The organism is Hydrogenoanaerobacterium saccharovorans, assembly GCF_003814745.1.
Lineage (GTDB): Bacteria > Bacillota > Clostridia > Oscillospirales > Ruminococcaceae > Hydrogenoanaerobacterium > Hydrogenoanaerobacterium saccharovorans.
This window is the reverse complement of the sequence record NZ_RKRD01000001.1, coordinates 1,859,241-1,878,301: the sequence shown is the minus strand read 5'-3', so window position 1 is coordinate 1,878,301 and position 19,061 is coordinate 1,859,241. Positions and strand designations below refer to the sequence as shown.

The 19,061-nt window shown below is 44.1% G+C and carries 14 protein-coding genes; 13 read left to right on the top strand and 1 reads right to left on the bottom strand.

What is annotated here, in order from left to right:
- Positions 1-153 precede the first annotated feature (153 nt).
- From pflB to EDD70_RS08775, 6 genes are all read left to right on the top strand, one after another.
- Positions 154-2,367, top strand: coding sequence for a formate C-acetyltransferase (gene pflB, locus EDD70_RS08800; protein WP_092750957.1), 2,214 nt, complete (start codon positions 154-156; stop codon positions 2,365-2,367).
- A 72-nt stretch (positions 2,368-2,439) separates the two neighbouring features.
- The gene (pflA, locus tag EDD70_RS08795; protein ID WP_092750959.1) at positions 2,440-3,168 is read left to right on the top strand and encodes a pyruvate formate-lyase-activating protein; all 729 of its coding nucleotides are present in this window, start codon (positions 2,440-2,442) and stop codon (positions 3,166-3,168) included.
- Positions 3,169-3,582: 414 nt separating this feature from the next.
- A complete protein-coding gene (locus EDD70_RS08790) occupies positions 3,583-4,758 on the top strand; it encodes a DUF3798 domain-containing protein (RefSeq protein WP_162840760.1) in 1,176 nt (391 codons plus the stop codon).
- A 112-nt stretch (positions 4,759-4,870) separates the two neighbouring features.
- Complete coding sequence (locus EDD70_RS08785; RefSeq protein WP_341465100.1) at positions 4,871-6,466, top strand: sugar ABC transporter ATP-binding protein; 1,596 nt, start codon at positions 4,871-4,873, stop codon at positions 6,464-6,466.
- Positions 6,463-7,515 (top strand): ABC transporter permease subunit, encoded by a 1,053-nt coding sequence (locus EDD70_RS08780; RefSeq protein WP_092750963.1) that lies wholly within the window; start codon positions 6,463-6,465, stop codon positions 7,513-7,515. Before EDD70_RS08785 ends, EDD70_RS08780 begins: the two co-directional genes overlap by 4 nt.
- Positions 7,508-8,770 (top strand): ABC transporter permease subunit, encoded by a 1,263-nt coding sequence (locus EDD70_RS08775; protein ID WP_092750965.1) that lies wholly within the window; start codon positions 7,508-7,510, stop codon positions 8,768-8,770. The genes EDD70_RS08780 and EDD70_RS08775 overlap by 8 nt, the downstream gene beginning before the upstream one ends.
- 69 nt (positions 8,771-8,839) lie before the next feature.
- Here the strand turns inward: EDD70_RS08775 and EDD70_RS08770 are convergent, their stop codons facing one another.
- Entirely contained in the window at positions 8,840-10,165 is a 1,326-nt protein-coding gene (locus EDD70_RS08770) for an MATE family efflux transporter (protein ID WP_092750967.1), read from the bottom strand.
- 228 nt (positions 10,166-10,393) lie between these two features.
- Here EDD70_RS08770 and EDD70_RS08765 point away from each other — a divergent pair, with 228 nt between their 5' ends.
- From EDD70_RS08765 to lpdA, 7 genes are all read left to right on the top strand, one after another.
- Entirely contained in the window at positions 10,394-11,860 is a 1,467-nt protein-coding gene (locus EDD70_RS08765; protein ID WP_242943061.1) for an aminoacyl-histidine dipeptidase, read from the top strand.
- Between the two features lie 450 nt (positions 11,861-12,310).
- A complete protein-coding gene (gene gcvT, locus EDD70_RS08760; protein WP_092750971.1) occupies positions 12,311-13,393 on the top strand; it encodes a glycine cleavage system aminomethyltransferase GcvT in 1,083 nt (360 codons plus the stop codon).
- Positions 13,394-13,428: 35 nt separating this feature from the next.
- Positions 13,429-13,806 carry a glycine cleavage system protein GcvH gene (gene gcvH / locus EDD70_RS08755; RefSeq protein WP_092750973.1) on the top strand — a complete coding sequence of 126 codons (378 nt, stop codon included), beginning with the start codon at positions 13,429-13,431 and terminating at the stop codon, positions 13,804-13,806.
- Positions 13,807-13,809: 3 nt separating this feature from the next.
- Positions 13,810-15,138, top strand: coding sequence for an aminomethyl-transferring glycine dehydrogenase subunit GcvPA (gcvPA, locus tag EDD70_RS08750; RefSeq protein ID WP_092750975.1), 1,329 nt, complete (start codon positions 13,810-13,812; stop codon positions 15,136-15,138).
- Positions 15,135-16,574 carry an aminomethyl-transferring glycine dehydrogenase subunit GcvPB gene (gene gcvPB, locus EDD70_RS08745; RefSeq protein WP_092750977.1) on the top strand — a complete coding sequence of 480 codons (1,440 nt, stop codon included), beginning with the start codon at positions 15,135-15,137 and terminating at the stop codon, positions 16,572-16,574. The genes gcvPA and gcvPB overlap by 4 nt, the downstream gene beginning before the upstream one ends.
- Positions 16,571-17,575 carry a lipoate--protein ligase gene (lplA, locus tag EDD70_RS08740; RefSeq protein WP_092750979.1) on the top strand — a complete coding sequence of 335 codons (1,005 nt, stop codon included), beginning with the start codon at positions 16,571-16,573 and terminating at the stop codon, positions 17,573-17,575. The genes gcvPB and lplA overlap by 4 nt, the downstream gene beginning before the upstream one ends.
- 41 nt (positions 17,576-17,616) lie before the next feature.
- Positions 17,617-18,999, top strand: a complete 1,383-nt coding sequence (gene lpdA, locus EDD70_RS08735) for a dihydrolipoyl dehydrogenase (RefSeq protein WP_242943062.1) — start codon at positions 17,617-17,619, stop codon at positions 18,997-18,999.
- Positions 19,000-19,061 lie beyond the last annotated feature (62 nt).

Below are 19,061 nucleotides of genomic sequence, written 5' to 3'. Positions count from 1 at the left end.
GTAGAGCTTTTTGATTGTATTAGATAATTAAACTATACAAATTGGTTACAATAGTTTTGTAAATTATTGACTAAAAGCAAAAGACATGATATGCTCAAGAAAAAAGTATACTAATTTGATATTAAAATAAAAATCTTATATGGGAGGCAACATATGAATTTCGAAAAAGGCACATGGCAAAGCGAAATAAACGTCAGAGATTTTATTATCAATAATTATTTACCGTATGACGGTGATTATCGCTTTTTAAGCACGCCTACCAAACGCACCAAACAGCTTTGGCAGCAGCTTTGTGATTTAATGAAAATTGAACGTGAACGCAAGGGCGTTTATGACATAGATGAAAAAACCATTTCTACCATTGTATCTCACGATGCGGGTTATATCAACAAAGATCTGGAACAAATTGTGGGGTTGCAAACCGATGAACCTCTTAAAAGGGCTATTATGCCTTTTGGTGGTATCCGTCTAGTATATACCGAACTGGAAGCATATGGCAAGCAGATGGACAAAAACGTAGAAAATGTGTTTAAATACCGTAAAACGCACAACGATGGCGTTTTTGATGCATACACCGATGACATGAAAAAAGCACGTCATACCGGTATTATTACAGGCTTACCCGATGCTTACGGACGCGGAAGAATTATAGGCGACTACCGACGTGTACCGCTTTACGGTGTCGATTTTTTAATTGAGCAAAAACAAACTGCAAAAAAGCATTTGGTTTTCGATATTATGGATAGCCCCACAATCCGCCTGCGCGAAGAGATTTCAGAGCAGATTCGCTCATTGAAAGAACTAAAAGAAATGGCTGCTAAATACGGGTTTGATATTTCGAAGCCCGCAACCGATACCAAAGAAGCAATTCAATGGCTTTATTTTGGTTATTTGGCAGCGGTAAAAGAGCAAAACGGCGCGGCAATGTCGCTTGGCAGGGTTTCAACCTTTCTCGATTGCTATGCACAGCGCGATTTGGAGGCAGGCAAGTACACTGAAGAAGAGATTCAGGAGTTTGTCGACCACTTTATTATGAAGTTGCGTATTGTTCGTTTTCTGCGCACCCCTGCGTACGACGAACTGTTCTCGGGCGACCCTACATGGGTTACCGAAGCGATTGGCGGTATGGCAATGGACGGCAGGCATATGGTTACCAAAATGTCTTACCGATTTTTGCATACCTTGGTAAATCTCGGCCCTGCACCCGAGCCTAACTTAACAATATTGTGGAGCCAAAATCTGCCTGAAAACTTTAAAAAGTACTGTGCCGAAATTTCAATCGAAACCTCATCTATCCAGTACGAAAACGATGATTTGATGCGCGAAAAATTTGGCGACGATTATGGCATTGCATGTTGCGTATCTGCTATGAAAATAGGCAAACAGATGCAGTTTTTCGGTGCCCGTGCAAACCTTGCAAAAGCCTTGTTGTATGCCATCAACGGTGGCATAGATGAACGCTATGGCGAGCAGGTAGGCCCCGAGATTGCACCTATCACCTCAGAATATCTTGAATACGATGAGGTAATGAGAAAATTCAATGAAATATGTGAATGGCTATCCAAGCTTTATATCAATACCCTGAACATCATTCACTATATGCATGATAAATATTGTTACGAACGCATTGAAATGGCACTGCATGACGAAGATATCGTTCGTACCTCTGCTTGCGGTATGGCAGGGCTTTCTGTTATTGTTGACAGCTTGTCCGCAATCAAATATGCTAAGGTGAAGCCCATCCGCAACGAAGCAGGGCTTGCCGTAGATTTTGAGATTGAAGGAGATTTCCCCAAATACGGCAACAATGATCCAGCTGTAGACCAGATTGCAATTGATGTGGTCAAATCGTTTATGAACAAGCTTTCTCGTCACCGTACCTATCGTGATTCGAAACCAACCATGTCCATACTCACTATCACTTCGAACGTTGTGTACGGTAAAAAAACCGGTGCAACACCGGATGGCAGAAAAGCAGGCGAACCTTTTGCGCCGGGTGCGAACCCCATGCATGGGCGTGATACTCATGGTTGTGTGGCTTCCATGAAATCTGTCGCAAAAATCCCTTACGATTACTCTGAAGACGGTATCTCCTACACATTCTCAATCGTTCCATCTGCTTTGGGCAAAGAAAAAGAGCAAAAGGCAGAAAACCTTGTCAGCTTAATGGACGGCTATTTTGGCGATAAGGGACACCATATTAATGTAAACGTTCTTAATCGTGAGGTGCTGATGGATGCTATGGAGCATCCGGAATTATACCCTCAACTTACCATCCGTGTATCGGGTTATGCGGTTAACTTTATCAAGCTCACACGCGAACAGCAGCTTGATGTTATTCACCGTACCTTCCACGAGCGGTTCTAATTTTATACGAAACCTACAAGTAGGGGATCGATTTAATCGGTTCCCTGCTGTGCGTTGGAAGGAGACTGAAAAATGGAAAAGGCTGTTACAGGAAGAATACATTCTATCGAAACGTTTGGTGCTGTAGATGGGCCGGGTGTGCGCTATGTGCTGTTTTTGCAGGGATGCCGACTAAAGTGTTTGTTTTGCCACAACCCCGATACATGGGAGTGTGGAGGCGGCAAACTGGTAACGTCCGAAGAAGTGGTTGAAGATATTAAAAACTATAAAAATTTCATTAAGAACGGTGGGGTAACCATATCCGGCGGTGAACCACTTTTGCAGCCCGAGTTTGTTCTTGATATTATTGAGAGATGCAAAAGCTTGGGCTTTCATACCGCACTGGATACCGCAGGTTCACAGGATCTTGCCGTGTCTCAACCCGTCATTGATGCGGTAGACTTGATATTATTGGATATCAAGGCATTGGAACCGGATGTATGTGAAGAGCTTACAGGGATGGATAATCGGCATGAACTTGAAACACTTGATTATTGCGAAGAAATATCAAAGCCTGTGTGGATACGCCATGTGCTGCTGCCCGGTTATACATTAGATTGTCACCGGCTTGAAAAGCTTGCAGATTTTTTAAAACCGTACACCTGTATTCAAAAGATTGAGCTTTTACCTTTTCATAAAATGGGTGAGTTTAAATGGAAGGAACTGGGGATGGATTATCAGCTTTACGATACCCCGGTACCAACCTATGAAGAAGTACAAATGGCAACCGATATTTTTAAATCCCGCGGGTTGCCTGTATAATAAAAATGCCATCGGCATTGCCGGTGGCATTTTTTTGTTATTTTTACAACTTAAATTAGTTTAGTCGTATAAACTTGCTTCTTTTGGTGTAAATAAAGGTTTAAATTTAAGCCTGCTATAAAAACGATATTAAGTGTAAACAATTCAAAATAAATCTTCTGTTTTGAGTTAAAAATAGGCTATAAAATTTTATCGGAATTTATTCTGCTAAAGCTTTTAACAGATAAAGTATTTGCAGGAACGAATAATTAATCCTGCTTTTTTAGGTGTTTTACACAAAGATATAGTCATGTAGCTTGTCGTTTTGTAGAAACAAAGAAAAGATGTTAAGAATCTCTATATTTTGTTGATACTTGTGAGAAAATATGCTATAATTTCTGAACATATTGTAAATATAATAAACAGGAGGCAATTATGAAAAAGTTATTAGCACTTGTTTTAGCCCTTACCATGGTGCTTAGCCTTGCAGCTTGCGGCAGCAAACCTGCAACCGAAACACCTGAAGGCAGCAAACCCGCAGAGGGCGGTGCTGCACCTGCAAACTTTAAAGTTGCAATTATTACCGGTACTGTTTCTCAAGGCGAAGAAGAGTTCAGAGCGGCAGAGCAGATGAAAGCTGCTTACCCAGAAATGGTTGTAACTGCAACCTATCCTGATAACTTTGCTAAAGAGCAAGAGACCACCATTTCTAATGTTTTGAACCTTGTTTCTGACGAAAGTGTCAAGGCCCTCGTGTTCCTGCAGGCTGTTCCGGGTGCTTCTGCTGCAATTGCAAAAGCAAAAGAGCTCAAACCCGACCTGCTAGTAATTGCCGGTGTAACAGGTGAAGATCCGGCTGTTATCTCTCCTGCTGCAGATATGGTTCTGAATGCTGACGAACTCGGCATGGGTAAATCCATTATGGAGCAAGCAAAAGCACTGGGTGCTAAAACCTTTGTCCACTACTCTTTCCCAAGACATATGTCTGTTGCACTGCTTTCTGGCAGACGTGACCTACTCAAGAAAACTGCTGAAGAGCTGGGCATTCAGTTTGTAGAAGCAACCGCTCCCGACCCACTGGGAGATTCCGGTGTTCCCGGTGCACAGCAGTTCATTCTTGAAGATGTTCCCAAGATGATTGAGAAATACGGCAAAGAAACTGCATTTTTCGCTACCAACTGCGCTATGCAGGAGCCTTTGATTAAGACTATCTTAGCAGGCGGAGCAATCTTCCCGCAGCAGTGCTGCCCAAGCCCATACCATGGCTATCCCGGCGCACTCGGCATTGCAATCCCTGACGATAAAGCAGGCGATGTAGATTTCATTCTCCAAGAGACCACCAAAAAGATTACCGAAAAAGGTAACCCCGGTCGTATGTCTACTTGGACTGTTCCCATCAATATGCTGTTTGTAAAAGCAGGCGTTGAGTATGCGAAACAGTATCTTGAGGGTACCATCACTGAAAAAGCCGATATGGAAGCAATGAAAAAGATCTGCTCAGACTTGGCTGGTGGCCCAGTTACTATGACAAAACTGACCGAAAACGGTGTGGATTACAATAACTTCTTTACACTGCTCGGCAGTTACTACACCTATGGTGAGGCAAAATAATCTAAAGCAGAGTTTATAATAAACATGTTGCGCCACAGGCAATGCACTGTTCCTGTGGCGCACTTTGTTACCTCATAGTAAAAAAAATGAAAATGCTAGGCGGCGATACATCTTGAAAGAAAAGACCCCCATCCTTCAAATGAAAGACATTAAAAAGGAATATTACGGCAATAAGGTGCTGAAGGGAGTTTCTCTGGAGGTTATGCCTGGAGAAATCCATGCACTATGCGGTGAAAACGGCGCAGGTAAATCCACACTGATGAACATTTTGTTCGGAATGTCAGTTATACATGCCACCGGCGGATACGATGGCGAAATAGCAATCAACGGTGAAACCGTAAAAATCACCCACCCCTCCGATGCAATGCGTCTGGGTATTGGCATGGTTCATCAGGAATTTATGCTGATTCCCGGTTTTTCCATTGCAGAGAATATTAAACTAAACCGCGAGCCACTCAAAAAAGGTGTGCTCAGCTATGCTTTTGGTAAAAAACTACAGAACCTAGATGCCCAGAAAATGAAAGATGACTCCAGAATAGCGTTGGATAAGCTGGGTATGGATGTTGATGAAAATCTTCCGGTTGCCGGATTGCCTGTAGGCTACATGCAGTTTATTGAAATTGCACGTGAAATTGACAAAAAGAATATTAAACTGCTGGTATTCGATGAGCCCACAGCGGTTTTAGCCGAAAGCGAAGCTGCAAGCCTGCTTAAGGTTATGAAAAAGCTTGCTTCCGAAGGCGTAGGCATATTGTTTATTACTCATCGCTTGGATGAGGTAATTGACGCAGCAGATAAAATTACTGTCATGCGTGACGGTGCTTGGATACAAACACTTGATAAAAAGGATACGAATATCGAACAACTTGCTGAGCTGATGGTTGGGCGTAAAATTGATATGTCTCAAAAGCAGGTTAACGACAAGCTGGATAAAAGCAAAATAGCAATCTCTGTTCGTGACCTGAAAGTAGAAATGCCGGGTGAAGTTGTACGCGGTGTTGACCTTGATGTTTACAAAGGTGAGATTTTAGGCTTGGGCGGTTTGGCAGGACAAGGCAAAATTGGTATTGCCAACGGCTTAATGGGCATTTACCCCACCTATGGCGAAGTTATCATCAACGGCGAAAAACTTACTTTGAACGACCCGAAGTCTTCCATTAATTCTAAACTGAGCTTTGTATCGGAAGACCGCCGCGGTGTTGGTTTGGTTCCTGATACCTCGATTGAACTCAATATGGTCATTCCCGCTATCATGAATCAAAATCGTTACATTCGTAGATTCGGTCCATTCACGCAGATGAACCAATCCGAAATCCGCAAAAATGCATTGGATTATATCAGAGAGTTGGATATACGTTGTACAGGCCCAACACAGCAGGTGAGAAGGCTTTCCGGCGGTAACCAGCAAAAGGTTTGCATTGCGCGTGCACTTATTTTAAAACCGGACGTGCTTTTGATTTCTGAACCTACCCGCGGTATCGACGTTGGTGCAAAAAGCTTAGTGCTTGATACCATCGTCCGCCTCAATCGCGAATACGGTCTCACCGTTATTATGACATCCTCCGAGCTTGCGGAGCTCAGACAGATTTGCGACCGTATTGCAATTGTTACCGGCGGTAAAATCTTTAATATTCTAGACCCTGACGCTCCTGATTCGCAATTTGGTCTGGCAATGGCAGGGAGTACAGGAAAGGATGGTGCGGAATGAATCGTATAAAAACAGGCATTAAGCAAATGGGCCTTCCGCGTCTGATTATTATTTTATTTTTACTGCTGTTAATTGTTACTGCAATTTTTCAGCAACAAAATATGGGTACGCTCGTTTCAGACGTACTGGTTCGCTTTGGTATGAACATGGTACTTGCATTGGCAATGGTGCCGGCAGTTATGTCCGGTACCGGTATGAACTTTGGTTTACCTGTGGGTTTGCTTTGCGGAATCTTGGGCGGATTAATCAGTATTGAGGTCGGCTTTAAAGGTTGGACTGGCATCCTCATGGCGATTGCAATCTCTATTCCTTTCGGTATTGTTGCCGGTTACCTTTATGGCAAGCTGCTCAATGCGGTAAAAGGCTCAGAGATGATGGTTGGTACTTATGTAGGTTACGCCATTGTATCGTTGATGTGTATTGGTTGGTTGATTATGCCTTTTAAAGACCCAACTATGGTTTGGCCAATCGGCGGATCAGGCTCGGGTTTGCGTTCTACCATCGCGTTAAGCGGCAACTATGATGGCATTTTTAATAATTTCTTCTCTTTTAAAATATTTGGAATTACCATTCCGTTTGGCTTAATTTTGTTTGCACTGATTGCTTGCCTATTGATGTGGCTGTTTTCCAGAAGTAAAATTGGTGTTGGCATGAAGGCGGTAGGTGATAACCCCCGCTTTGCAATTGCATCCGGTATCAGCGTAAATAAAAGCCGTATTATAGGTACCGTACTTTCAACTGTTCTTGGTGCAATCGGTATCATTTTCTATGCGCAAAGTTTTGGTTTTTACCAATTATACAATGCGCCGCTGAACATGGCATTCGCACCTGTTGCAGCAGTTTTACTGGGCGGTGCAACGGCAAAAACCTGTAAAATATCTCATGTAATTCTCGGTACATTTCTGTTCCAAGCACTTCTGACAATTGCTCTTCCGGTTGCCAATCAGCTAATGCCTGAGGGCAGCTTATCTGAGGTTATTCGAATTATTGTATCGAATGGTATTATTCTGTATGCACTTTCTCAGACTGGAGGCGGCGATAATGCTTAATCAAAACACGGCGATAGACAAGCTGAGAAGGTTTGTCATTTCTAACATTGTTCCAATTGTATTTATCATAGTTTGCTTTTTAGGTGTAGTGTACTCCGGTTCTTCACCTGCAATCATTTTAATGGACGTTATATCGCGTTTTGACCGAAATGCGTTTTTGGTTATCTCGTTGATTATTCCGATTCTGACCGGTTTGGGGCTCAACTTTGGTATCGTACTGGGGGCTATGGCTGGCCAGATGGCATTATTCCTTGTATGTGTTATGAAGCTGCAGGGAATCACGGCTGTTGTGGTTGCAACAATCATCTCCATCCCTCTTGCAATTTTTTTTGGATGGCTTTCGGGTCTTCTGCTCAACCGTACAAAAGGTCAAGAAATGATTACCAGTATGATCTTAGGCTTTTTTGCATCCGGTGTATACCAGTTTATCTTCCTGTTTGCGCTCGGAGGAATTATCCCTATAGATGCACCGGGTATCATGCTTGGTACCGGTCGTCCTGGTGTTCGTAACACCATTGACCTTACTAATATGAAGTATGCTTTGGATAATATCTGGAAATTGGATATTTTCTCTGCAATTATTTTATTTGGCGCTCTCTTCTTGGCCATTTATGCACTAAAGCTAATATTGAAAAAAGAAAAAACCAAAAAGAATTTTATTAATATTGGTGTTTCTGCAGCAGTTATTGTATTCGGTTTTGTTGCAGGCAATATGGAACTTTTCAAACAATACAAAGCACTTGCAAAAGTTCCTATGGTTCCGTTTATCCTTATTGCACTGCTATGCTTGTTTGTTCCGGCATTTCTTAAAACAAAACTGGGGCAAGATATGAGAGCGGTAGGACAAGATATGGGTGTTGCAGCTGTATCCGGCATCAACGTCAACAAAACCAGAATCATCGCGGTATGTATTTCTACCGTTTTGGCGGCAGTTGGTCAGATTATCTTCCTGCAAAACCTCGGCAATATGAGCACATACAATGCGCATGAAAATGTTGGTATGTTCTCAGCCGCAGCTTTGCTTATAGGCGGTGCATCAGTATCTAAAGCTACTGTTGGGCAGGCAATTATGGGTACCATCTTGTTTCACCTGCTGTTCAACGTTTCCCCTATGGCAGGCAAAAACATCTTCGGCAGTGCCGAAATCGGCGAATACTTCCGTGTATTTATCGCTTATGGTATCATTGCTGTTACTCTTGCTCTTTACGCTTGGAAAAAGGTTATGCAGGCTAAAGAGAAAAATAAGATTCACTAAGTTTTATACAATGAGAAAAGCTCTGGATGCAGTTTTGCATCCAGAGCTTTTTATATAAATAATATGTAGTTAGATAAACTGTTTGTTCTGCCATTTTCCGCTGAAAAATCGAGTAACAAACACAATAGCCCTGAATAGCCAGTCGATACTCATTGCTACCCAAACACCCAACACTCCCCAACCAAGCCACTGCCCAATGATGTAGCTGAAACCAATGCGGAATACCCACATAGATATTACGGATGTAATCATAGTAAACCGCACATCGTTCGCGGCACGCAATCCATTTGGCAGGGCAAATGACGGTGTCCAAATCAGAATAGAACACACGCTGTGGTAGATTAATATTTGCTTCGCAACCACAGCAGTTTGCGCCGATACCGAATACCACCCAATGATGGGTGAAAGGCTAATCACAACCAGCAGGTTTGTCACAGTCATCATTGCATAGGCAGCACCGGTCAGCTTTAAAGTATAATTTTTCGCCTGCTCGTATTCTTTTGCTCCCACACACTGTCCTATCACCGTAACCATTGCAAGCCCAATTGCAGAACCGGGTATCTGTGCCAGCCCTGCAACCCCGTTTGCTACAGCATTTGCTGTGATTGCAATTGTACCAAACGAGGCAATCAGCCCTTGAACTAAAATTTTACCGATGTTGAACATTCCGTTTTCCAATCCAGTTGGTACACCTATCCGTAAAATACTTTTAATCATTTCAGGATGAAAACCAAGCCGAAAAACTGTATCCAGCCGTATTGTATTATGCGGGTTACGCAATAGAATGATCATGATGGTTGCCCCCAGCATACGAGAAAGCAAAGTTGCCAGTGCGGCACCTGCAGCGCCCATTCCAAACCCAAATATTAAGATTGCATTGCCGCCAATGTTGGTAACGTTCATCAAAATGGATGCAAACATCGAAATTTTTGAATTGCCCATTGCGCGAAACAAGGCAGCACAAGAATTATAGATGGCAATAAAGGGGTAGGATAGCGAAGAAAGCAGAAAATAAATCAGCGCATTTTGCAGTACCAAAGGCTCTGCAGAACCAAACAACCCGTTGATTATGGAAGTTCTCCAAATCAAGCACACAGACATAATTACCGTTGCAAGCCCTGTGGTTACCAACAATAGTTGTTTTGCCGCTATATTAGCGTTGGGGTGATCTTCGCGCCCCAAATACTGCGCCGAAACAATTGCGCCACCTGTAGACAATGCTGCAAAAATACTGATGAGTAGCAGGTTAATCGAATCTACCAGAGATACGCCTGAAACGGCCGCCTCACCACTGCCCGATACCATTAAGGTATCTGCCATACCAATGGTTGCGGCAAGCAGCTGTTCTACAATCAAAGGCACAATCAGCCGAACCAGTTGTTTTTTTGTAAACATTTTACACCACACTTTACACAATTATAATAACCTTATTTTGCACTTTTTTACCTAAGAAGGCAAGCGTATTTTATATTTTTGGCATATTGCAGTATATGCCCAGTAAGTTGTGACTAAAACAAGTAACATTTGTCATACCTTTTCAGAAATTCGTCGATTCAAAGCTGCAGTTGATTTTGTTACTTGGATGGTATAGAATGAATTATATATTATTTTTTAGGAGATGTGATGATGGAATATATCGTAAAAGGATATGAACCTAAAGCTATTTTCGAATATTTTGAACAAATTTGTGCAATTCCGCGTTCTTCAGGTAATGAAAAAGGGGTTGCAGATTATCTCGAAGCATTTGCAAATCAGCACGGTCTGTTTTGTTACCGTGATGAATTACATAACGTTGTAATAAAAAAAGCAGGCAGCAAGGGCTGCGAGCATCTCCCCGCGGTAATGCTGCAGGGGCATACCGATATGGTATGTGAAAAAAATGCAGGCACTGTCCACGATTTTGACAATGAGGGTATTCACCTTGAGGTAAAAGACGGGTTTTTATGTGCCAAAGGCACTACGCTGGGCGCCGATAACGGCATTGCTGTGGCAATGATGCTTGCACTGTTAGCGGATGATACAATAAAACATCCTCCGCTTGAATGTGTGTTTACAGTGCAGGAAGAAACAGGTTTGTTTGGTGCTGTTGCATTGGATGGCAGTGTGCTGAGTGCCAAAACCATGATTAATCTTGATTCGGAGGAGGAAGGCATTGCAACGGTAAGCTGTGCGGGCGGTATGAGAATTCGTCTGCATAAAACCATTGATTGGGCAAAAACAGAAAGCTCTCTCGGTTTAGAAATTGCCATCCGCGGTTTGCTCGGCGGCCATTCCGGTGCAGATATTCACTTGGAACATGCGAACGCAAACAAAGTAATGGGCAGAATCTTATACGCTGTTCTGCTAGAAACCCAAGCGAACTTGGTTGCTATCGATGGCGGCAGTAAAGATAATGCGATTGCGCGTGAATGTGATTGTACCCTTGCCTTTAGCACAGAAGAAGAAAGAAAGAAAGCGAAAACAATTATTACAGCGGTTGCTAAAGATATTTACGATGAAGTCTCTGCGGCTGAACCGGACTTCCGTGTAGAACTAAAAGAGCCAAACTCATTGCCCCAGCAAATGATGAGCAAAGATACCACCGATGCCATTGTAAAACTCGTATTTTTGGCACCGAACGGCATGAGAAAAAGAAATGTGCTTGCAGGCGGTTTTGTTGTTTGCTCGGTTAATTTGGGCGTTATCAAAACAGACAGTACAGAAGTTGTTGTATACTTTTCACCCAGAAGTTCTGTGGCTTCGCTGCAACAAGAAACAAAAAAAGAGCTTCAGCTGCTCTCTGATTTGTTTGGCTGTAAGCTGACATGTGATAGCCAGTATCCCGGTTGGAGCTATGCCGAAACCTCGCAGATTCGTGACCTCTTTAAAGAGAGCTACAGCACATTGTTTGGCGGCGAACTAAAAATCGAGGCAATCCACGCAGGCCTTGAGTGTGGTTTGTTTATTGATAAACTATCAGGGTTGGATGCGATTGCAGTTGGCCCAACCATGTTTGGTTGCCATACCCCCGATGAGCGCCTTGAACTTGCATCTTGCGAGCGCGTCTGGAAGCTCTTGATAGATGTGTTGGATAGACTAGCAAAAGCATAATAAAAACATGATACCACGTTTATTTGTAGCGGCATTTGCATAAGCAAGTGCCGCTTTTTCGTCGTTTGCGTTGCTAAAAAACACATGCATGAAGGTAGTTTCTTTATATTGTTTTTCTATAAAAATAGATTGACGTTTTGAAAATTTTAGGGTATATTTAATAATAAGGAAAAATTGGTTTTATACTCAGAACACCATATGAACAGTTGGGATGAAGAATTTAGTTCGAATTTAACTTTACAAGCTGCTTTGCAGCACCCTGATGCAACCCTGCTTTGGTTTTTTAACAGTGGAATTTATCAGGTACCATTACAGAGGTGTGCCTTAATAGGTACGCCTCTTTCTGTTTAAAGGGTTAGTTTTCTCCTATAGGTTTAGGCAGTATGTAAAAATAAAAAGTTTATGCTTGTTTTGCGTATTAGAACAATCAAATTTAGGAGGATTTATTGTATGGAATTGAAGACACCACTGTACGATTGTCATGTTGCCCTTGGCGGAAAAATAGTACCGTTTGCAGGCTATTTACTGCCTGTACAGTACGAAACCGGTGTGATTACCGAGCATATGGCAGTGCGTACCAAAGCAGGTTTATTTGATGTTTCACACATGGGGGAAGTTTTGTTCAGCGGCAGGGATGCTTTGGGGAACATTAATCAGCTGTTAACCAACGATTTTTCAGGTATGTACGACGGTCAGGTTCGCTACAGCCCAATGTGCAACGAAGCTGGCGGAGTTGTAGACGACCTTATTGTTTATCGCATGGATGAACAGCGTTACATGGTAGTGGTGAATGCCGCCAACCGCCATAAAGATGTTGCGTGGATGAAAGAGCGTTTGTTTGGTGATGTGCAGTTTGAAGATGTTTCTGATACATATGCGCAGGTAGCACTGCAAGGGCCAAAAGCACACGATATTCTTATGAAATTAGCCGATACCGAGCATATTCCCGTAAAATACTATAGCTTTGTAAAAGATGGTATCGTGGCGGGTATTCAATGTATTGTATCTAAAACAGGGTATACAGGGGAGGACGGATATGAGCTTTACTGTGCACCCGAAGATGCCTCTGTACTGTGGAACACTTTACTCAAAACAGGCAAAGAGTTTGGGCTGATACCGTGCGGGCTTGGCGCACGCGACACTTTGCGGCTGGAGGCTGCAATGCCGCTTTATGGCCACGAAATGACAGACGACATCACCCCTTTGGAGTCGGGTCTGGGGTTTTTCGTTAAGATGGAAAAGCCCGATTTTATAGGTAAAGCAGCGCTGGCTGCAAAAGGTACGCCTAACCACAAGCGTGTTGGGCTTAAAATAACCGGGCGTGGTATAGCACGCGAGCAATGCCCCGTTTATGCGGGAAAAACGCAAATCGGTATGGTTACATCGGGCACGCATTGCCCGTATCTCGGCGGTGCCTATGCTATGGCTATTTTACCTCTTGAATATGCCGCTGTCGGCACAGCGGTAGAAGTAGATGTACGAGGTAGGCGTATTACCGCGGAGGTTGTAAAACTACCATTTTATAAACGTTAAAAATAATATCAAAAGATTTTAAAGGAGGATTTACTATGAACATTCCGAAGGAGTTGCTTTATTCAAAATCGCACGAGTGGGTAAAATTAGAGGGAGATAAAGCAAAAATTGGGTTGACCGATTATGCACAAAACGCTTTGGGTGACCTTGTATTTGTAAACATGCCGCAAGAGGGCGATTCCGTTACAATGCAAGAGGCTTTTGCCGATGTTGAATCTGTTAAAGCGGTGTCCGATGTGTTTAGCCCCGTTACTGCAACGGTGTGCGCTATAAACGAAGAACTGCTCGACCATCCTGAGCTTATCAACCAAACACCGTACGACGCTTGGTTTATCGAAGTGGAGGGTATCTCCCAAAAGGAGGAACTGCTTACTCCCGAGCAGTATGAAGCATTGCTGAAAGAGGAGGAATAGAAAATGGGCAGTTATGTCCCGTCTACCTTGTCTGAGCGTCAGCAAATGCTAGAGGGCATGGGATTAAAAAAGATGGAGGAGTTGTTTGCAGATGTTCCGCAAAACATGCTACTTACAGAACCGCTGGATTTACCCCAAGGTAAATCGGAGTTTGAGGTTCGCCGCACGATGGAACAAATCGCAAATAAGAATGTTGTGTTTCAATCCATTTTTCGGGGTGCGGGTGCATATCATCACTACATCCCTGCCATAGTAAAAAGCGTTATTTCAAAAGAAGAGTTTCTCACTGCCTATACGCCGTATCAGGCAGAAATCAGTCAAGGCATTTTACAGTCGATTTTTGAGTATCAAACAATGATTTGCGAACTTACAGGGATGGATGTTTCCAATGCTTCGGTGTACGACGGTGCAACGGCTGCTGCCGAAGCAGTTGCAATGTGTAAAGAGCGTAAACGTGTTAAGGCACTGATTTCTGCTACTACTCATCCTGATGTGATACAGACAGTTCAAACCTACTGTGATGGTGCTGATACCGAATTAATTATTGTGCCTGCTAAAAACGGCGTTACCGATGCGGATGCACTGGCAACTATGCTTGATGATACTGTATCGTGCTTTTATGTACAGCAGCCCAATTATCTTGGTGTGTTAGAAGATGTAGAAAGTTTAGGCAGCCTTGTTCATACTGCTGGTGCGAAATACATAATGGGATGCAACCCCATGACATTGGCTCTTTTAAAAACCCCTGCCGAGTGCGGGGCGGATATTGCAGTGGGGGACGGACAGCCGCTAGGTATGTCCCTAAGCTTTGGCGGGCCGTACCTTGGCTATATGGCGGCAAAATCTGCTGTAGCGCGCAAACTACCGGGCAGAATTGTTGGCGAAACCGTTGATATTGACGGCAAACGTGCTTTTGTGCTTACCTTGCAGGCGCGTGAGCAGCACATACGCCGCGAAAAAGCCTCAAGCAACATATGCACCAATCAGGCACTTTGTGCAATGACTGCATCGGTGTATCTTACCGCTATGGGAGCAAGGGGGCTTACACAGGTGGCACAACAATGTATGTCTAAGGCGCATTATCTTGCCGATAGGCTTGCTGAAATTGGTTTTACGCCTAAATTTAGCAACGAATTTTTTCACGAATTTGTTACCGATAGCCCAATTGCAACTAAACAGGTGATGTGTGCGCTTGAGGCAAAAGGCATTTTGGGCGGATACCCGCTTGGAGATGAACTGAGCGGATGCATTTTATGGTGTGCAACCGAACAAAACACAAAAGAAGAGATTGACACCCTAATTGCTGTTTTAAAGGAGGTGTGCGGTAAATGAAGCTGATAATTGAGAAAAGCCGCGAGGGCAGGGGCTGTACCATTCTGCCCGAATGCGATGTACCTGTTACAACGTTACCTAAAAGCCAAACCCGCTCAGCTGCACCCCGTCTACCTCAGATTGCCGAGACTGACATCAGCCGTCATTATACCCAGCTGATGAAGCGCACACATGGTGTCAACGATGGCTTTTATCCGCTTGGCTCGTGTACTATGAAGTATAATCCGCGTATCAACGAAGAAATTGCCGCATTGCCACAGTTTAGCAAAATTCATCCTTTACAGCCTCAACATACCGTACAGGGGTGTCTTGAGGTTTTTGCAAAAGCTGAGCAGTACCTGTGCGAAATTACCGGTATGGATGCGATGTCCTTTCAGCCTGCGGCTGGTGCGCATGGCGAGTTTACCGGTTTGCTGCTGATTAAAGCTTACCACAAATCGCGCGGAGACAGCAACCGCACCAAAATTATTGTGCCCGATTCAGCCCATGGCACCAATCCCGCAAGTGCAACAATGGCAGGGTATACCATCGTCAATGTGCCGTCACAGGCGGATGGCTGCGTAGACATCGAAAAGCTGAAATCGGTTGTCGGCAGCGACACAGCGGGTTTAATGCTTACCAACCCAAACACCGTTGGTTTGTTTGATAAGAATATACTTGAAATAACAAAAATTATCCACGATGCAGGCGGCCTGTGTTATTATGACGGCGCTAATTTGAATGCGGTAATGGGCATTGTTCGCCCCGGAGATATGGGATTTGATGTAATCCACCTTAATTTACACAAAACGTTTTCTACTCCACATGGAGGTGGCGGCCCGGGCAGTGGCCCTGTAGGGTGTAAAAATCTGCTTACCCCGTTTTTGCCTGCACCGCACTGGCATAAAGAGGGTGAAGGGTACGCGTTTGATACCGAATCACCGCAGAGCATCGGCCGTGTAAAAGAGTTTTACGGCAACTTTTTGGTTGTGGTAAAGGCACTTACCTATATCCTCACACTTGGCAGCGAGGGCATTACCGAGGCTGCCCAAAATGCGGTACTCAACGCAAATTATTTGATGAATCGTCTCTCAGACCTTTACGACATGGCGTTTCAACACACGTGTATGCATGAGTTTGTCATAACGCTGGAACGCCTTAAAAAAGAACACGGAGTTTCTGCCATGGATATTGCAAAAGGTCTGCTTGATAACGGCATTCACCCGCCTACGATGTATTTCCCGCTGATTGTACACGAGGCGCTGATGGTGGAGCCCACCGAAACGGAGAGTAAAGACACACTTGACGAGGCAGCAGAGGTGTTCCGCAAGCTGTATCATACCGCCCAAACTAACCCCGAATCGCTGCATAACGCGCCCATTACCACGCCTGTACGCCGTTTAGATGAGGTGGGCGCTGCGAGAAATCCGCGGCTGAAATATGAATTTGAACTATGATTACAAAAACACAATATTACATCACCCAAAACACACTGCCCTACCGCAACCTTGCACTTGAAGAATATCTGCTGGAAACAGTGCCCGTCGGCACTTGCGTCCTTTACCTTTGGCAAAACCGCTTCACTGTTGTGGCGGGGCGTAACCAAAATGCATGGCAAGAGTGCAGAATAGCAGAGCTGGAGGCTGACCGCGGCTATTTTGCACGGCGCCTTTCGGGCGGCGGCGCAGTGTTTCACGACCTTGGTAATCTCAATTTTACTTTTTTAGTAAGAGAAGAAGATTATAATGTGAGCCGCCAAATAGATGTTATTTTGAGCGCAGTAAAAGCTTTTGGTATTCAGGCAGAGAAATCGGGCAGAAACGATATTACCGTACAGGGACGCAAGTTTTCGGGCAATGCGTTTTATCGCAGTGGGGGCAGTTGTTACCATCATGGCACATTGCTTGTTAACGTAAATATGCAAGATTTGTCACGCTATCTCAATGTTTCGGCAGCAAAACTTTCATCCAAAGGGGTAAGCTCGGTAAAAAGCCGTGTTGCAAACCTAATAGATTTTTGCCCTGAGCTTACAATCAAGCAGTTACAGCACAGCTTAATCAATTCGTTTGCTAAAACTTACGGGTGTACCCCGTCATGTATTGCAGATGACAAAATAGATTGGCAGAGGGTGGAACAGCTTACCGAAAAATTTTCATCTTGGGAGTGGAAATTCGGTCATCGGCTGGAATTTCAGTATCAACTCACTCACCGTTTTGTGTGGGGAGATATTCAAATTCAGTTATCGCTCGACCGTGGAAGGGTTTTACAGGCGGCGGTTTATTCTGATGCCATGGATGCTTGGCTTATTGCACAAATTCCGCAGCAGGTGCGAGGATGTGTGTTTTCTTCAAAAGCGCTTGCAGCATCGTTAAACCCTTTATTGCAAGATACAAAGGGCGAACAAGAAAAGAAAATTATTTATGACTTGCAAGATTTAATCCATAAGCAAGAATTTTAACAAGACGGAGGTGGATTCCGATAAACGATTACAATTTAGCGGTGATTGGCGCGGGCTCGGGTGGATATGTCGCCGCCATAAAAGCAGCACAGTTGGGGCTGCGCGTGGCAGTTATAGAAAACCGCGAGGTAGGCGGTACCTGTCTTAACCGCGGCTGTATCCCAACAAAAACCTTACTGCATGCGGCACAATTGTTTGCCGAGGCACAAGCGTTTGACGCAATCGGGCTGCATGTAGATGGAATATCGTACGATATAAGTGCCATGCATCGCCGTAAAGATGAAGTGATAGAAAAGCTACGTGCCGGTATCGAGAATCTGCTCAAGGCAAATAAAATTGAGCTGATAAACGGAACAGCTACAATCATAGCACCTCACAACATATCGGTTAAAACTGCCGATGGAGCAAAGGAGCTTACTGCCGACCATATCCTAATTGCAACCGGTTCTAAACCCGCACGCCCGCCAATTGAGGGGTTGGATTTACCAAATGTAGTTACCAGCGATGAACTGCTGTCGCTCAGCAATCAAGTTTATCAAAGGTTGGTTATCATTGGCGGCGGGGTAATCGGCGTTGAATTTGCATCTGTTTTTAATGCACTTGGTTGTACGGTTACCGTAGTGGAGGCAATGGAGCGTGTTTTACCTGCAATGGACAGGGAAATTTCGCAAAATCTTGCTATGATACTGAAAAAGCGCGGTGTAGTCATCCATACTGGTGCGCAGGTTCAGCAAATTGTGCAAGCGGATGGTGAACTTCAATGTAAATTCACTGACAAAAATGGTGAGCAAACTGTGGCAGCAGATGGAGTACTTATTGCAATCGGTCGCAAGCCAAACACCGATGAATTATTTAGCAATGGCTTTACAGTAAAGATGAACCGAGGCAGTATTGTTGTGGATGATCGTTTTTGTACTGATGTGGAGGGTGTATATGCCATCGGTGACGTTACTTCGGGCATTCAGCTTGCGCATGTGGCTTCAGCGCAGGGGATTTGTGTTGCCGAGCAGATTTCAGGCTGTCAACCTACAATCCGCCTTGATGTTGTACCGTCGTGTATTTACACCAACCCCGAAATTGCCGTAGTCGGTATCTCTGCCGATGATGCAAAAGCACAGGGACGCGCCATAAAGACAGGAAAATTTATACTGTCTGCCAACGGTAAGTCGTTGATTGAAAATCAAGACAGGGGCTTCGTCAAGCTTGTATTTGATGCAGAAACCGATGTAATCCTTGGTGCGCAGTTGATGTGTGCACGCGCTACCGATTTAGTGAGCGAACTTTCTACAGCGATTGTAAACAAGCTTACGGCAACACAACTTGCCGCTGTAATCCGCCCGCATCCAACTTTTACAGAAGCAGTTACCGAGGCGGTGGAAGACACAGGGGATGGGTCGATACACAGTATGCCCCGCCGCAGATAGTTAATAAGGTAACAGAGGCCCCGCTAAAATAAGCAGGGTCTCTGTTAATATCGAAACCATTA

Coding starts and splice junctions, on each gene's coding strand:
- gcvPA (WP_092750975.1), top strand. CDS start 13,810: ATGGGCAGTTATGTCCCGTCTACCTTGTCTGAGCGTCAGCAAATGCTA.
- EDD70_RS08775 (WP_092750965.1), top strand. CDS start 7,508: ATGCTTAATCAAAACACGGCGATAGACAAGCTGAGAAGGTTTGTCATT.
- pflA (WP_092750959.1), top strand. CDS start 2,440: ATGGAAAAGGCTGTTACAGGAAGAATACATTCTATCGAAACGTTTGGT.
- pflB (WP_092750957.1), top strand. CDS start 154: ATGAATTTCGAAAAAGGCACATGGCAAAGCGAAATAAACGTCAGAGAT.
- gcvH (WP_092750973.1), top strand. CDS start 13,429: ATGAACATTCCGAAGGAGTTGCTTTATTCAAAATCGCACGAGTGGGTA.
- EDD70_RS08765 (WP_242943061.1), top strand. CDS start 10,394: ATGATGGAATATATCGTAAAAGGATATGAACCTAAAGCTATTTTCGAA.
- EDD70_RS08770 (WP_092750967.1), bottom strand. CDS start 10,165: ATGTTTACAAAAAAACAACTGGTTCGGCTGATTGTGCCTTTGATTGTA.
- lplA (WP_092750979.1), top strand. CDS start 16,571: ATGATTACAAAAACACAATATTACATCACCCAAAACACACTGCCCTAC.
- gcvPB (WP_092750977.1), top strand. CDS start 15,135: ATGAAGCTGATAATTGAGAAAAGCCGCGAGGGCAGGGGCTGTACCATT.
- EDD70_RS08780 (WP_092750963.1), top strand. CDS start 6,463: ATGAATCGTATAAAAACAGGCATTAAGCAAATGGGCCTTCCGCGTCTG.
- gcvT (WP_092750971.1), top strand. CDS start 12,311: ATGGAATTGAAGACACCACTGTACGATTGTCATGTTGCCCTTGGCGGA.
- EDD70_RS08790 (WP_162840760.1), top strand. CDS start 3,583: ATGAAAAAGTTATTAGCACTTGTTTTAGCCCTTACCATGGTGCTTAGC.